Source organism: Bacillus sp. FSL R5-0434, assembly GCF_038004745.1.
Classification (GTDB): domain Bacteria; phylum Bacillota; class Bacilli; order Bacillales; family Bacillaceae; genus Bacillus; species Bacillus halotolerans.
In genome coordinates this window covers 1,882,254-1,895,792 of the sequence record NZ_JBBORV010000001.1, presented here as the reverse complement: position 1 = coordinate 1,895,792, position 13,539 = coordinate 1,882,254, and the positions used below count along the sequence as shown (strand labels likewise).

The 13,539-nt window shown below is 34.2% G+C and carries 15 protein-coding genes and 5 pseudogenes; 10 read left to right on the top strand and 10 right to left on the bottom strand.

Features of this window, described 5'->3' with window-relative positions; all coding sequences use genetic code 11:
• The first annotated feature begins 114 nt into the window (after window positions 1-114).
• On the top strand, window positions 115-267 hold the full coding sequence (locus tag NYE43_RS09575; RefSeq protein ID WP_326323845.1) for a hypothetical protein: 153 nt from the start codon (window positions 115-117) through the stop codon (window positions 265-267).
• A 161-nt stretch (window positions 268-428) separates the two neighbouring features.
• Here the strand turns inward: NYE43_RS09575 and NYE43_RS21725 are convergent.
• Window positions 429-536: pseudogene (locus NYE43_RS21725) on the bottom strand (hypothetical protein); the annotation flags it as partial.
• A 113-nt stretch (window positions 537-649) separates the two neighbouring features.
• Here NYE43_RS21725 and NYE43_RS09570 point away from each other — a divergent pair.
• From NYE43_RS09570 to NYE43_RS09560, 3 genes are all read left to right on the top strand, one after another.
• Window positions 650-1,024 carry a YoqO family protein gene (locus tag NYE43_RS09570; protein ID WP_095713903.1) on the top strand — a complete coding sequence of 125 codons (375 nt, stop codon included), beginning with the start codon at window positions 650-652 and terminating at the stop codon, window positions 1,022-1,024.
• Window positions 1,025-2,138: 1,114 nt separating this feature from the next.
• The gene (locus NYE43_RS09565; RefSeq protein ID WP_095713902.1) at window positions 2,139-3,275 is read left to right on the top strand and encodes a response regulator aspartate phosphatase; all 1,137 of its coding nucleotides are present in this window, start codon (window positions 2,139-2,141) and stop codon (window positions 3,273-3,275) included.
• Window positions 3,265-3,444 carry an aspartate phosphatase gene (locus tag NYE43_RS09560; RefSeq protein WP_263463514.1) on the top strand — a complete coding sequence of 60 codons (180 nt, stop codon included), beginning with the start codon at window positions 3,265-3,267 and terminating at the stop codon, window positions 3,442-3,444. Before NYE43_RS09565 ends, NYE43_RS09560 begins: the two co-directional genes overlap by 11 nt.
• A gap of 40 nt (window positions 3,445-3,484) precedes the next feature.
• Here NYE43_RS09560 and NYE43_RS09555 read toward each other — a convergent pair.
• A pseudogene (locus tag NYE43_RS09555) lies at window positions 3,485-3,687 on the bottom strand (UV damage repair protein UvrX); the annotation flags it as partial.
• Between the two features lie 114 nt (window positions 3,688-3,801).
• Here NYE43_RS09555 and bglS point away from each other — a divergent pair.
• A complete protein-coding gene (gene bglS, locus NYE43_RS09550) occupies window positions 3,802-4,533 on the top strand; it encodes a beta-glucanase (RefSeq protein ID WP_326323844.1) in 732 nt (243 codons plus the stop codon).
• A 180-nt stretch (window positions 4,534-4,713) separates the two neighbouring features.
• Here the strand turns inward: bglS and NYE43_RS09545 are convergent.
• The 4 genes and pseudogenes from NYE43_RS09545 to NYE43_RS09530 form a co-directional block, all read right to left on the bottom strand.
• Window positions 4,714-5,381, bottom strand: a pseudogene (locus NYE43_RS09545) (DinB/UmuC family translesion DNA polymerase); the annotation flags it as partial.
• Between the two features lie 329 nt (window positions 5,382-5,710).
• The gene (locus tag NYE43_RS09540) at window positions 5,711-7,000 is read right to left on the bottom strand and encodes a Na+/H+ antiporter NhaC family protein (RefSeq protein ID WP_326323843.1); all 1,290 of its coding nucleotides are present in this window, start codon (window positions 6,998-7,000) and stop codon (window positions 5,711-5,713) included.
• Window positions 7,001-7,457: 457 nt separating this feature from the next.
• Window positions 7,458-7,814, bottom strand: coding sequence for a hypothetical protein (locus tag NYE43_RS09535; protein ID WP_024121536.1), 357 nt, complete (start codon window positions 7,812-7,814; stop codon window positions 7,458-7,460).
• Window positions 7,815-8,145: 331 nt separating this feature from the next.
• A complete protein-coding gene (locus NYE43_RS09530; protein WP_024121535.1) occupies window positions 8,146-8,688 on the bottom strand; it encodes a GNAT family N-acetyltransferase in 543 nt (180 codons plus the stop codon).
• Between the two features lie 107 nt (window positions 8,689-8,795).
• On the opposite strand from NYE43_RS09530, the gene NYE43_RS09525 reads away from it, so the two are divergent.
• Window positions 8,796-9,101 carry a hypothetical protein gene (locus NYE43_RS09525; protein ID WP_223255270.1) on the top strand — a complete coding sequence of 102 codons (306 nt, stop codon included), beginning with the start codon at window positions 8,796-8,798 and terminating at the stop codon, window positions 9,099-9,101.
• Between the two features lie 309 nt (window positions 9,102-9,410).
• Here NYE43_RS09525 and NYE43_RS09520 read toward each other — a convergent pair.
• Together NYE43_RS09520 and satA are read right to left on the bottom strand one after the other, a co-directional pair.
• Window positions 9,411-9,642, bottom strand: a pseudogene (locus NYE43_RS09520) (SunI/YnzG family protein).
• A 255-nt stretch (window positions 9,643-9,897) separates the two neighbouring features.
• Complete coding sequence (gene satA, locus NYE43_RS09515) at window positions 9,898-10,419, bottom strand: streptothricin N-acetyltransferase SatA (RefSeq protein ID WP_103671483.1); 522 nt, start codon at window positions 10,417-10,419, stop codon at window positions 9,898-9,900.
• Between the two features lie 519 nt (window positions 10,420-10,938).
• On the opposite strand from satA, the gene NYE43_RS21720 reads away from it, so the two are divergent.
• The gene (locus NYE43_RS21720) at window positions 10,939-11,010 is read left to right on the top strand and encodes a DUF3967 domain-containing protein (protein ID WP_350199499.1); all 72 of its coding nucleotides are present in this window, start codon (window positions 10,939-10,941) and stop codon (window positions 11,008-11,010) included.
• Between the two features lie 154 nt (window positions 11,011-11,164).
• Here NYE43_RS21720 and NYE43_RS09510 read toward each other — a convergent pair whose 3' ends face one another.
• Window positions 11,165-12,046 carry an amidase domain-containing protein gene (locus NYE43_RS09510; RefSeq protein WP_326323841.1) on the bottom strand — a complete coding sequence of 294 codons (882 nt, stop codon included), beginning with the start codon at window positions 12,044-12,046 and terminating at the stop codon, window positions 11,165-11,167.
• A 327-nt stretch (window positions 12,047-12,373) separates the two neighbouring features.
• On the opposite strand from NYE43_RS09510, the gene NYE43_RS09505 reads away from it, so the two are divergent.
• The 3 genes and pseudogenes from NYE43_RS09505 to NYE43_RS09495 form a co-directional block, all read left to right on the top strand.
• Entirely contained in the window at window positions 12,374-12,634 is a 261-nt protein-coding gene (locus NYE43_RS09505) for a hypothetical protein (RefSeq protein WP_232351020.1), read from the top strand.
• Between the two features lie 78 nt (window positions 12,635-12,712).
• A complete protein-coding gene (locus NYE43_RS09500; protein WP_223203931.1) occupies window positions 12,713-13,054 on the top strand; it encodes an RNase A-like domain-containing protein in 342 nt (113 codons plus the stop codon).
• 16 nt (window positions 13,055-13,070) lie between these two features.
• Window positions 13,071-13,317: pseudogene (locus NYE43_RS09495) on the top strand (contact-dependent growth inhibition system immunity protein); the annotation flags it as partial.
• On the opposite strand, the gene NYE43_RS09490 reads toward NYE43_RS09495, so the two are convergent.
• The gene (locus tag NYE43_RS09490) at window positions 13,306-13,521 is read right to left on the bottom strand and encodes a hypothetical protein (RefSeq protein WP_326323867.1); all 216 of its coding nucleotides are present in this window, start codon (window positions 13,519-13,521) and stop codon (window positions 13,306-13,308) included. The pseudogene NYE43_RS09495 and the gene NYE43_RS09490 overlap by 12 nt on opposite strands.
• Between the last annotated feature and the right edge of the window lie 18 nt (window positions 13,522-13,539).

Sequence of the window (13,539 nt, the reverse complement as noted above, 5' to 3'; positions counted from 1 at the left end):
TTTTTTTAAATCCTTTTTAGTTTCCCATATTTCATTTCACTTTTTAATAATGAAAGGCATTTCATACGTATGCTTTTCAAGAGATTGTACATTTTGTCTCGGAGGTGAAATGTAATGAGATTTCTACTGGATTTTTTTGCGAATTGGACTTTTGATAAAGTCATGGATTATACACTAGCTGCTGTAATATGGTTTGTATTCAAGTCCAAATCAAAACAGAATGAGTATCATGATCACTTCGAAGAGAGACGCCGCCATATAAACTAAATCATCCTTCTATGATCGTTATCGATACGTGTGTTTTTCCGATAACGATCCATCCTTATATGTTTAGTTAAAAAACTATCTTTTATTTAGACTTGTTCAGCTTGTCGTATAGTATCTAACAGTTCTTTCTCAAATGTTTTTATGTGATTGCCTCCGAATCAAACCCTTACTCTTGTTTCACTTTCAAATTCATTATTTAAAGCAGCTGCTTATTCAGTTCCTACATAAATACATTTATACTTGCTGTCATCGACTACATAAGCGTTCATTATCTTCGCTCCTTGGAATCATGATTTTAAGTTAACTTTAAAGTACATCGTCTTGAGAAATTCCCCTTTAATTGGTAAGCTGACACCTAGGATCATACAAAGCAGGTGATGTCTTGAATAAAATAATCGGAATAATTGGATTAATTGCTTCCTTAATTGTGCAAGGGTTTTCAGCAAGTGATTCGTTGACTCATGAGATTGCTATGGCTTGTCTATTTGTATTCTTAATCATTTATCATTTTGAACATGCCAAGGATTTCTCTAAAAAATCTCTAATTGTCTTAGGAGCAATCTTTATAGCTCTAATGCTAGGTATTTATCAACTCCTTTCCTTTATCGGTGATTACTTTGAGAGGCTAAACTTAAATATTGGACTTATCATCTTACTTGAGATCGCTTTGATCATTGTTTTGGTATCTATTGCAGTAAACTTAATGAAGCTTATTGCGAATCGGTTAAGGAAAACACCTCATGGTAAAGAGTTTTAACTCTTTGCCTTTTTTATGCTAATTGCCTCTTTCTATTGGTATCTTATGTATGAAATCAAATGCAATATAAACTTTCCCTAATTCCTTCTTTTCTGTTATGGTCTCGACTGATTCACCCTTAGCTGCAATATAAGTACTTGATCATACCATTGATGTGATTGCTGTATAAGTTCGTCTCTAAAATTCAAGCCTACATATATGAAAAACGATGGACTCTCCATCTTCATTATTAAAGACAAGATTGAATATATGCAGTGCTTCATCAGAACAACTATTTCTTATAAAAGTATAAAATAAGTGTTTGTTTTAATCTTTCCTGTTACGAAAACGATCAAATACATAGATATCTGTCTCTACTCAAGCCAGAAATCATTTTGTTTTTTTAAAAAACATTCTTGAATTTTCGCATTTATATATGCACTCATAAAACATTATTTCATATTCATTATATGTAACTAAATTGCATGTAAAAGAGCTATTATATCGGGATTTAACTACCAAATATATGGGGGCATATTTACATCTAAATACTCAAAAACAAGAACAAACGTGTCTATAGCACTGCCATTTCCACACCCTACCCAAATATTTTCATTTTCCTAATTCCGCCTCAAAATCACCCTATTTTATATCGTAATCGCTATCGTAAAACCGCATAGTGCCAATGTTTTTCTCTCTTAAAATTCCCTCTTTTTCTTCAATATTTACTTAAAGCAGCCACTTCCCTACTCCCTCTTACGTTTTACGTTCGTTTAATCCCTATTCACCAATCCAATTAGCAAATATCCTTATGTTTATCGCCTTTTTAAACTCTTTTTTAATTTTTACGATAAGCATGTTATTCGTGTACGATATATGACTTGATTGTATTTGTTGACAATTTGACAGAGAAATTAATGCACTTCTAACTTTTTTAACTGCAATGGGAATTGTGGTTGACCCACAACTCAAGTCATTTCTGACAGTGAACAAGCAATGGATTACGAATCTGCACAATAAACCCCTACGTTCTCTTAATTGAGGAGGGTATTTTTTCGTTTTTAAGATAACATTAATCTTCCTTATTCATTTAAATATGATAAAATATTACATATTTAATATAGGAGGGCTTGTCTTGGAGCAAATGATCTCTTCTTCTAAAGTCGGAGTGAAAATAAATGAGTGGTATAAATACATAAGATTGTTTAGTGTCCCAGATTCGGAAATATTGAAAGCTGAGGTCGAGGAAGAAATAAGGCATATGAAGGAAGACCAAGATTTATTGTTGTACTATTCTCTCATGTGTTTTCGTCACCAATTGATGCTGGATTACCTTGAACCCAAAACAATGAACGAAGAACGCCCTAAAATTTCAGACTTATTAGAAAAGATCGAAAGTAACCAAACTGATTTGAAGGGAATTCTTGAATATTATTTTAACTTTTTCCGGGGTATGTATGAATTTGAACAGTACGAATATCTTAATGCCATAAGCTTCTATAAGCAAGCCGAGAAAAAGCTATCACTTGTCGCAGATGAGATAGAGCGAGCAGAATTCCACTACAAAGTTGCAGAGATTTATTATCATATGAAGCAGACACATATGTCGATGCATCATATTGTTCAAGCAATAGAAAGTTATAAAGCACATGAAACTTATACTGTAAGGGTTATTCAATGTTCGTTTGTTATTGGACTTAACTATTTAGATATGGAATATCCTGAAAAAGCGATTCCTCATTTTAAAGAAGCTCTAGACAAAGCGAGAGAAATCGACATGCCACGTTTAATAGGTTCGTCCCTATATAACCTTGGCTTATGTTCATTTGCTGAGGAAGTTTATGAAAAGGCAGCTGAGTACTTTAAAGAAGGTATACTAGTATACCAAAACAACGGGTACGAGCATTCAAATCGTTTATTAGATATCTTGTTAATGTTATCAAAAACCACATTTAAAATGAGGAATCAATCAGAAGCAATTTCTTGGTGTGCACATGGTCTGTCTTTGTCCAAGAATTTAAATGATGAAATTATGGCTAAAATGTTTGAATTCATTAATGCCTTACATGTTGATGACGACAAAGAAAAATTAAATTCGATTCTAAATTATTTAGAATCGAAATCAATGCTTTCAGACGTGGAGGATTTAGCCTCAGATGCAGCGAAGTATTATAATGAAAAAGAAGACCATAAAGTAGCTAATGTTTTTTATGAGAAAGTGCTTTATGCCCGTAAACAAATTCAGAGAGGGGATTGTCTTTATGAAACTTAAGCATGCATCTGTCTTTATTTTAGCCATTGTTTTAATTGGATTTGTCAGCATTTATTTAACTAACACTCAAAAAGATGTCCATGAAGCACGTAGAGGGCATACAGCAAGTATTGGTTATTTCACTGATGGACATTCATTTGAAGTTGCTAGTAGAGGTCATACTTCTTAAATATGCATCATTCCCCCTTCAAATTTTGAAGGGGTTATTTTTACGATTTATGTCCACCAGTTAGACCTGCTTTCTGAAGCGCAGTTCCTGCAGGTGTATAAGAAACTGCTCTCAGGATCGCTTTCGATTCAAATTTGTTTCTTTCCCATCCATTACAAACCCGAGCTTTCTTCTTTCAAATAGGCTTATTTGCTGATTAGAGTTATCTTCAATATTAGACAGAATAACTGAGATACTTCTTACTTACATGATTCTAGTAAGAAGATTGTTATTATCATTATTTTGACTGATGTTCCCTTTTAAAAGAATCATGTATGATCGATATAGAAAACGCTTTCAAAGAAAGGGGATACCAACATGTCTAATCGTATGAAACGAGTGTTGTTGCTTTTTATCACTGGATTGTTTATGAGTTTGTCTACAGTCACTTCTACTGCCTCGGCTCAAACCGGCGGATCGTTTTTTGACCCTTTTAACAGCTATAACTCCGGATTATGGCAAAAAGCAAATGGTTATTCGAATGGAAATATGTTCAACTGCACTTGGCGTGCAAATAACGTATCAGTGACGTCATTAGGTGAAATGCGTTTGGCGCTAACAAGTCCATCTTATAACAAGTTTGACTGCGGGGAAAACCGCTCTGTTCAAACATATGGCTATGGACTTTATGAAGTCAGAATGAAACCAGCTAAAAACGCAGGGATCGTCTCATCGTTCTTCACCTACACAGGTCCCACGGATGGAACTCCTTGGGATGAGATTGATATCGAATTTTTAGGAAAAGACACAACAAAGGTTCAATTTAACTATTATACAAATGGTGTAGGAAACCATGAGAAGATTGTGGATCTCGGATTTGATGCAGCAAATGCCAATCATACGTATGCGTTCGATTGGCAGCCAAACTCTATTAAATGGTATGTCGATGGGCAATTAAAACATACTGCGACAAGCCAAATTCCGACAACACCAGGAAAGATCATGATGAACTTGTGGAATGGTACGGGTGTAGATGAATGGCTCGGTTCCTACAATGGTGTAACACCTCTATACGCTCATTACGACTGGGTGCGTTATACAAAAAAATAATACCATATGTGATAAGAGCCTGCAGCCTCAATATAGCCAGGCTCTTATGATTGTAATGAGAAAATTGTTGGCGTTCCCTATAGTGAAACTGAAGAGCAAATAGAAGTTTAAATTTATATGAGTTAGTTTCTTAACTAAATGATAACAAAAAACGATTATATTTTTAGTCACTTTTTGTGATGACTTATGCCCACCAGTAAGCCTAGCTCTGTGAAGCGCAGTTCCTGCAGGTGTATAAGAAACTGCTCTCAGAATCGCTTTCGAGCCATATTTGCTTCTAATCCCATCCATAACGAATCCAAGCTTTCTTCTCTTTTCATTATCCACTTCAAATAAACTCAACTGTTGATTAACTTCATCTTCAATATTTGATAACGTAACCGAGATACTTCTCACTATCTTACCTGAGTAAAACTTATGAAAGAGCATCAAGCAGCATCTGTAGTCCATCGTGATATTTGTAGGAAGATCAATTGTTTTGGATCGATGAAATCCCCCCCAAGCTCATCCTTACTGTAACCAATCCCCAAGCTTATTGTTCGACCAACTTTGTTATGTGTACGTGCCCTTCTTGCAAATCTCCAAGAGAACAGCTTTAATCTCTTCCCTCTTTGTATACTCCCTCAGAAAAATCTGACTCTTACCAAAACTAATTTGCCTCTGCATCAAAGGAGCACCAATTTCTGATAAATCAATTTCCGTGATCATGGTAGCACAACTTGTTACCCTTTATTCCAAACTTTTTTCAAGCAGCTCTAAGGGAAACTTGGCTAACTGGTCTACAGTCGATATCTCCATTCGGATCAGGTTTCTTTCTATCCTCCCTCCTATCCCCACATTTTAGACAACGAATGAAGCAATTTGTCTCGCTCCTTTATTGTTTTAATATCAATAGAATAAAAGTTCCTTATTTAACATAAAACAAGAACAAAAGTTCGATGTAAATGTTGGTAATGCTATTCCATATCCTCGAATGATCCTTACTTAAAACAATCTACACGTCTCCAAATAAATAAACCTCTAAAAATTAGAAGACATAAAAAATAACAAGAGCTTTAAAACCCTTGTGAAAGCTTGTTTTCATTACACTCTCTATCTTCCTTTTTCATCATTTCTATATGTTTTTACGAATTTTGGTTAAAAAAGAAAAAGGTACCGTTTGGTACCTTTTTTATATTTATTTCTCATTTCTTGTGAATTTTGGCAGTCCGAATATAATTGCTATGATGCCGCAGATCCCGATTAAAACAGGATAGAAAGAGTAATGCAAGATGCTGACAGGTGAAATATTCCCAAACTTCCCGGCCGATAACATCTGGGCGCCATAAGGAATTAAGCCTTGTATCACGCAGGAAAAGATATCTAAGATACTTGCCGACTTTCTATTGTCGATTTTAAATTCATCAGAGATATTTTTGGCTATCGGTCCGGCTGCAATAATAGCAATCGTATTATTGGCAGTAGCTAGGTTAGTAACACTGACCAATCCGGCAATACCGGCTTCAGCACCTTTTTTCGAATGGATTCTTTTGGAAATGAATTCCACCAAAAAGTCAATCCCTCCGTTTTGTTTCATGACGCCGACCATTCCGCCAATTAACATTGAAAGGATGATAAGATCAGACATTCCGGCAATTCCATCCGTAATTGCTTTAAAATAAGACTCAAGCGTCAAGCTGCCGCTTGCAAACCCTATAATTCCTGTTAAGATCAATCCTCCAAAAATGACAGCCACCACATTAAAACCAATTAACGCAAAGACTAACACGGCAACATAAGGAAGTACTTTAAACCAGCTGTAAGATTCAGCTCCGGTATGTCCTACGTGTCCTGTCGGTATAAAAAATAATAAAATGATAGTTATGATAGCAGCAGGCAAAACGATCAAAAAATTCGTTTTAAATTTATCCATCATTTGTGTTTTTTGTGACCGTACTGCAGCGATGGTGGTGTCCGAAATAAAAGAAAGATTATCTCCAAACATAGCTCCGCCGACAACAGCTGCAATAGCGATTGCAGTAGACAAGCCGAGTTCTCCGCTCAAACCGGCGCTAATTGGAGCAACTGCGGCAATTGTCCCCATCGATGTTCCCATCGAAACAGAAATAAAACAAGCAATGATAAAAAGCCCTGGCAGTATAAACTGCTTCGGAATAATGCTCAAAGCAAGGTTGACGGTTGAGTGTACCGCTCCCATCGTCTCAGCTGCAGAAGCAAAAGCACCCGCTAATATAAAAATGATAACCATCATAATAATATCAGGATGTCCCGCCCCGGAAGCAAACCATTCTATTTTCTGATTGAGAGATTGCTTCTGGTTAAATGAAAGCGCGAAAGCTGATGCTATAATTGCCGCAATCAATATCGGCAATTTATAGAAATCTCCAGTCAATACACCAGAGCCGACAAAAAGGCCTACAAATAAGACTAGCGGCAATAGCGCCCAAGGATTTCCATTTTGTTTCATCTAAGTAGCCACCTTTAATTTCAGTATCAAAGTCGTTAAACATAGTCTAAACAACATTCCATACTTTAAAAGGCTACAGTAAAAAAGTCAAGCGTAAAAATAGTATAGTAATTATTAAATTAAAAACAGAAAAGAAAGAAGGATTTTTCAAGAAGAGGAAATAACACTTTCATCAACAGATTATTTGGAAAGTTCCATATACAAATACAACTGTTTGATGAGGGGTGTTTGAGGGGGAAGATGGCAACACGCAACGATACTGGCCATAAAAACTGTTTTAGCTATTATCAATAATACTAATATAAAAAGGAAAGGGTTCATACCCTTCCTCTTTATGCACCAACTTAATCTGCGGTCATAGCAATTGTTATTCAAACAAGACATAGCAGCATCAGAGAACATGAGGAGCATATACAAGAAAATAAATTCAATAATTAAAAGGGCGCTATTTTCATATTCAAATTGAGTTCTTGTAAGCACTAATTGCTTCGTTACGTAGTAACATGTTATCTTTGTTAACCATACCTAAGTTGTAAGCTTTTTTAATAATATCTAATACCTTCAAATCCATTGCAGAAAGACTACCTCCACCATTTAATCTAGATTTCCAATAATCTAAAGACTTATTTATGTCAAGTGAGCTTTTTTTATTCTCGGGTTCAACTACCTCATTTTTCTCAAGTTTTTCACAGAATTCACTAAAACTAATGGATGAAGGTGTTGGATTATTCCCTCCATACCCTTCAGTAGCCAAACTGCAAAATGCTAAGAATTTTGGATCATAAATAAGATCACTTGAGTTTACATTTACCACCGATAACCACAATCCTTTCAGAGCTTTTTATAATCTTAGAGCAACCTTTCCATCTTTATACATGTTAAATATCGACAATTATTCAAATGATTTAATAATTGAATAAAAAAAGAACCTGCATTAAGCATGTTCTCTCCCTAATTTGCAAACTTTTGTTTTATGGATAAAACCATTATTTTATTTAGATTGAGGATGCTTACTCGGAAAAGCAACAATACTTTAACATTGTGTTTAATTCGTATAAGTCTCCTTATAGCTCCCCGTTTTATTTAAGTATATTTCTTCATAAACTTTAGGGTGAAAAGAGAGAGACTATTCCCCCTAAATTCTATTAACTGGGCTGTTGTTTTAACCATTCTTTTTTTAGCAATGCATATTGAAAAGTGTTTTCATATTTAGGTGTTCCATCCTCGTATTTAGTAAATGAAATAAATTCAAGAAAATAACCTTCTTTACGCATACCTAATCTTTCACATAATTTTTGAGACCTATAGTTATCATCTTCAACATATGCATAAAGCCTTCTTGCTCCTTTTTGCATAAAGAGATACTTTAAGAAAGCCTTCGCACTTTCACTTGCGTATCCCATCCCTTCGAATTGAGTATTGAAATTCCAACAAATAGAATAGGTATCTGGCTCTTCTTTAAAATAAAATAGTTCTCCTATTATATCATCACTATCTTTTAAGCAGACTGCAATATAAGAGTCATCTTTGCTTCTATTTTGCACTCTTAAGACAGCTTCTTCTAACGTAGAAATTCTGTCATCAAGAAAGCAGTTCACTCTTGGATTAGCCGAATATTCCAACAAGCCTTGAGAATCTGCCTCGCAAAAATTTCTTAAAATTAATCGGTGGGTTTCAATTTTTTGCATTTGTAATCTCCTAATTCAAATTTATCGATAATCTGATCAAGCAAGAAGATGGAATTTCATCACCTTCAAATGCATCAACTATGAAAATTCCACCAGGTGGAAAATACATGGGTAAATACAATTATAAATACAATTTGAAGGGAGTTTCAGTTGGTGTTGCTACCGCAGCAATCGCCGCAGTCTCAAAAGCACCTTACAATGTCATACTAAGTATTGTATCATTTTTAGCAGGTACACAAACAACTGCATATTATACGGTATTCCAGTATTGTTATGCCTTTAAATGTAATGCATATCCTTATGCCAATAGGACAAAATTCTATGAAGACTCGTCAAGAAAGAAAGTCTTAAGAACAGCAGACAGCGCTAAATTCTTTGGAAGCAGACCAATTCCGGCAAATTGTTGGCCATAAAAACGAGGTGAAAATATGCAACAAGAAAAAACAACAGTTATTAATAGGATAATAAAAAGATATATCCTTTTGTTCCTTGTTTTATGTGCGTGCTATTTCGTTTACATGGGGGTACTGGGGAACAAGTTTACTGTGATTCCACTGGCTATTTTCATTGTTGGCTCTTTAATTGGCGAGTTCGTAAGAATAGGAAGGATAAAAAGATAGGAGGTTCCACCTTCTATCTTTTTTGTTATGGTTTTTCTAAATAAAAGAAGAATTTTATTCAGAAATTACATATAGTCTCACCAACTTACTTTTACATACTGATTAAGATTCAAAGAATGCGATTTTATTCATTATTGAAGCAGCATTAGGGGTGAACAAAATAAAAGTGCTATTTGCTGTTTTAATCACTACCCTATCCGTAGATCCATAAGGAAACCCAATTTTTTTGGCCAAGAAATACATTGTTAATTTCTTTGATTGGAATTTCCATTTTGAATAGTTGCCAATTGATTATTAAGTTTTCTTTTGATTTTTCAACTTTGATTCCCAGCATAAACACATTCCCCTTTTGACTTGAATTCAGTGAAATTTTAACATGATCTGATCAAACATAGACTGAAAAAAGAACATGCTGTGGACTATATTTATGAAAAGGCAAATAAAAGACCATATGCTTATTCTAGCGCCCAAAAAATAAAACCACAGTGGAATTCTTGAAGGGAATAAAAAGACCGCCGTTTGATGGTCCATCATTTCAACAAGGCGATACATCAAATTCTCTCAAATAATTGAAATGCATCTATTAAAACTAAAATTTATAGTACCAAAAAATTGCATTTTCATTTGCTGTTGGAAAGTTTGAATAAAGCATAGTATCGACTGCACCTATTACAAAGTTATTTTTCGCATAAAAATGACAAGCTGAAACATTAATATCTTGTGTTTCAAGCATAAGACCACTAAGTCTATTCTCCTTTGCCCACTCAATAGCTTTATTTAATAATGCTGTCCCAACACCATTTTTTCTATAATCTTTTGCAACAGCAATGTCTTCAATTAGTGCATATCCATTCCAATTAGAACGAAGCTTAATCCGACCAACGCAGTTGTTTTCAACGTAATAAAAAAATACAGCTTTCTCCTCTTCTTGAATATAACTGATATCAATTTCATCATCTTCATATTTCTTGAAATAAGGTTCAGAAAATATCTCTTCTGTATATTTCCAAACATTGTTTTTAAATGTTGGGATAATTCTCCCTGATACAATGAAACTTTCGTTTGGTTTATTAAAATCCTTCATATTAAATTGAGTCATTTTAATTATCACATCAAACTGCCTCCAAACGAAATTGATTTGTAGTACAACTTGTATTATATCGTTTTCACTTCGGCTTTTTTCAACTATTCTGCCTCTTTTGCTCAAGAACACCTAGATTCTATTATATGTCATTTATAGGATGAATCAATAACTCCTTGCGAAAACAGTTTTTATAAAAAAAGTCAGAGAGTATGTGAGGGAACTCTCAGGCCTATAGTGGCTGATATATCACAGACAAGATCATTATTTGTACTGCATCTTCCAGGGATGCATAAGGGAGAAGAAATATTCGTGGAAACAAAAACATAAGAATTTAATTCAGCAGCTCATTAGCAAAAGAATTAACAACATACATGTACTATATAATTTCTTTCAATTAGGCAGAAAGTCCTTAAAAGCGGTTTATTTTACCTGTGATAATTATACCAAACACTTGTTAAAAAGAGCTTGGACATGGAAGGTAAATGGTGGCTTTTTCTTTATGAAAAATATGCATTTTCTCGGGCTTCCCCTTTTCCATTTTTATAATTGATTATTTTTGATATTTTGATATATCACGCAGCCACTAAACAAAAAAAGTGGTGGCGATTTTGGAAATGAAAAGTCCAACAGCGCCACCACGTCCTAAAATTATATAATTTTCATCAAATCAAAAATCTTAATTACATACGGATGCTACTTGCGTAACGTTTTCCACCCTCTTTGGAAGTGTAATACTCTCTAGGGACATTGTGTCTATTGGTAGTATGGTAACTCACAAGAATCTTATTATTAGCTCGGCTAGTAACAATAGCAGTGTGCTCCATCCAACCATCGAACGAGAAAGACCTATTTTATTCCTAGTATCATAATGATATACATCACCAAGCGCAACATTCGTATAAACGTCTTTTACAGTTTTCATTTTTATGCCGCCAGGTTCTAAAATATAGTTTCTAAAATAACCTGCATTAATCCATGCATTTGTATAAGGCTTCCACTCTTTGAAATAAGGCATTGAACCCGCTCTTAAAGCCTGACATACAAAGTTAGTACAGTCTCCATTTTTATAATATTTATAATTTTTATTTGGAGAAAAAGCATATTTGTCAGCGTATTCCATGGCTTTCCAACGATTATATCCTTTTACAGCAGATGCAGAGACTTCCGCCCCGTTGATCTTTTTTTCAGATTTTTGTTGCGTTGACAGTTCCTTATTTTCTTCAACTTCTTGCTTGTAATTCTTTAAAAACTCATCCAATTTTATATTTGACGAATCGTCACCTTCATTCTCATAATGAAGCGTAGAAGATTTTTTTGTCTTAGGTGCCACTTTGCTTTCTGATGAAAGACTTTGTTTCTTGGAAACATTATTATTAGAAATCTCTAATTTAATATTGTCTCCTAACCCTGTATCTACTTTTTCTTCACCAAAAACAAAGTTTCTAACAATATAGGCCTCTACAAATGTTTTATTGTTTTCTTCATAAGTAGTGACATCACTAATTTTATATGTAAATTCATGCAGCTTTTGTTTGTCAACTGTGGTGAAAGCATAATACAACAAAATACCTTCATCAGAATCAGTTAATTTTGAAACATCTTTATGAGCAAAAGGCTCACTGTTCTCAAAATCTCTTTTTTGTTGTTCTAACATTGTATTAAGCTCTTTCATACCAATGTCATTTGATACATACGTTCTATCTTTTTCTTCATTTTCAGAAGACGCGGCAAATACATGATTCGACAAAAACAGTAAAGGCAACAGGCAACAAAATAAAGAAGTCAACAGAACTTTTTTCTTAACACCATCCATGTTTTCAGAATATAGGAGACTTTTACATTTACACCAACGGAAATATGGCATAAAATACATGAATAATAAAACGTAAAATCAAATACAAAAAAGGATAGTAGAAAAAAATGAAAAAGGACCAAAATATTGCTATCTATTTTAGCAACAGTATTAATCATATTAATTTTAATGCCTCCCCTTTCACCAGTTTTTTTCAATACTTCTTCAGAAAAAGGAGCCATAAGACATGAAATCTATAAAATGGGATACCCATACCAAAGCTATTTCACAATCCTTCAAAAAAGGGAAAGTGACAAATCATCAGGGAGTCTTTATTCTTTGATGTTATTTAATGCTTGGAAAAGTGAAACTGGTCAAACTCCTTATCTCTGTTATTCAAAGAAAGTAACAGAGGACGAATACAAAGTTGATTGCGGAACAGCACCTTAATTAGTTAAAAGACCCTCTCTATGAGAGGGTCTTTTGCCACTTCAATAATGATTCAAGTTTTGCTTTTTCTTTTATTTTATTGAAAGACACGTTGGAAGGACCGACGAAGAATTAATAGAAAGACTGAGAACTGATCCTAACCCACATATTACAGCTTCATCTACTTTCAAAGACAGGGCTACCGCTGAGAGAATTGCTAATTCAGTTTTAAACGATCCAAAAAATATAAAGAAAATCGAAAATTGGATTGATGATCCTAAAAAACCTAAATTAATGTTAAGATACAAGGGCGATGGAGAAATAATCGGTAGAAGTGTATCAAGAAATTCAGAACTAGTAGAAAACGTTACAAACGCAAAAATTATACTCAAAAAAGATAACAACGGTAACTTTATTCTTACAGGATATCCAACCAAATAGAAAGAGAGGAAGTATCATGGATGAAAGTTATGATTTCTTAGACGAATTAGAAAATTTTTTAGGTGCAACATTTCATCAAGATATCCGATCCCCTGAACACGCATTAGACGAATTTATTGAGGGAAATTAGTAAAGAAGGTTTGCTATTTACAGTAAAGTATTGCGAAGAGTTTCTAAATAGCGATCAAACTAAAGAAGAAAAGGAAGACATTATAAAGTGTAATGCAGAAATATATTTCCCGACAATTGGATTACCACCTATTCCTAGCCGTTTCAGAAAGCCCGTACTTTTTTTTTACTTTGAAAATATCTCCGTTATCATACGGTTCCTCGTCTTGAACATCAGCGTCTACGATAATTACCTTCTCACCAATTTTTGCCTTTCTTTTGACCTCTACATATTCGCGCTTGATGCCGCCAAGTGTTTCGTCAGCCAGTACGTGAACATTTTGATTGCTTTTCGTCATTTAAATTTCCCCCTTTTT

What these genes read in the sequence shown, in the direction of transcription:
- NYE43_RS09575 (WP_326323845.1), top strand. Translation starts at nt 115, where the DNA reads ATGAGATTTCTACTGGATTTTTTTGCGAATTGGACTTTTGATAAAGTC.
- NYE43_RS09560 (WP_263463514.1), top strand. Translation starts at nt 3,265, where the DNA reads ATGAAACTTAAGCATGCATCTGTCTTTATTTTAGCCATTGTTTTAATT.
- bglS (WP_326323844.1), top strand. Translation starts at nt 3,802, where the DNA reads ATGTCTAATCGTATGAAACGAGTGTTGTTGCTTTTTATCACTGGATTG.
- NYE43_RS09540 (WP_326323843.1), bottom strand. Translation starts at nt 7,000, where the DNA reads ATGAAACAAAATGGAAATCCTTGGGCGCTATTGCCGCTAGTCTTATTT.
- NYE43_RS09530 (WP_024121535.1), bottom strand. Translation starts at nt 8,688, where the DNA reads ATGCAAAAAATTGAAACCCACCGATTAATTTTAAGAAATTTTTGCGAG.
- NYE43_RS09525 (WP_223255270.1), top strand. Translation starts at nt 8,796, where the DNA reads ATGGGTAAATACAATTATAAATACAATTTGAAGGGAGTTTCAGTTGGT.
- NYE43_RS09510 (WP_326323841.1), bottom strand. Translation starts at nt 12,046, where the DNA reads ATGTTAGAACAACAAAAAAGAGATTTTGAGAACAGTGAGCCTTTTGCT.
- NYE43_RS09505 (WP_232351020.1), top strand. Translation starts at nt 12,374, where the DNA reads ATGCCTCCCCTTTCACCAGTTTTTTTCAATACTTCTTCAGAAAAAGGA.
- NYE43_RS09490 (WP_326323867.1), bottom strand. Translation starts at nt 13,521, where the DNA reads ATGACGAAAAGCAATCAAAATGTTCACGTACTGGCTGACGAAACACTT.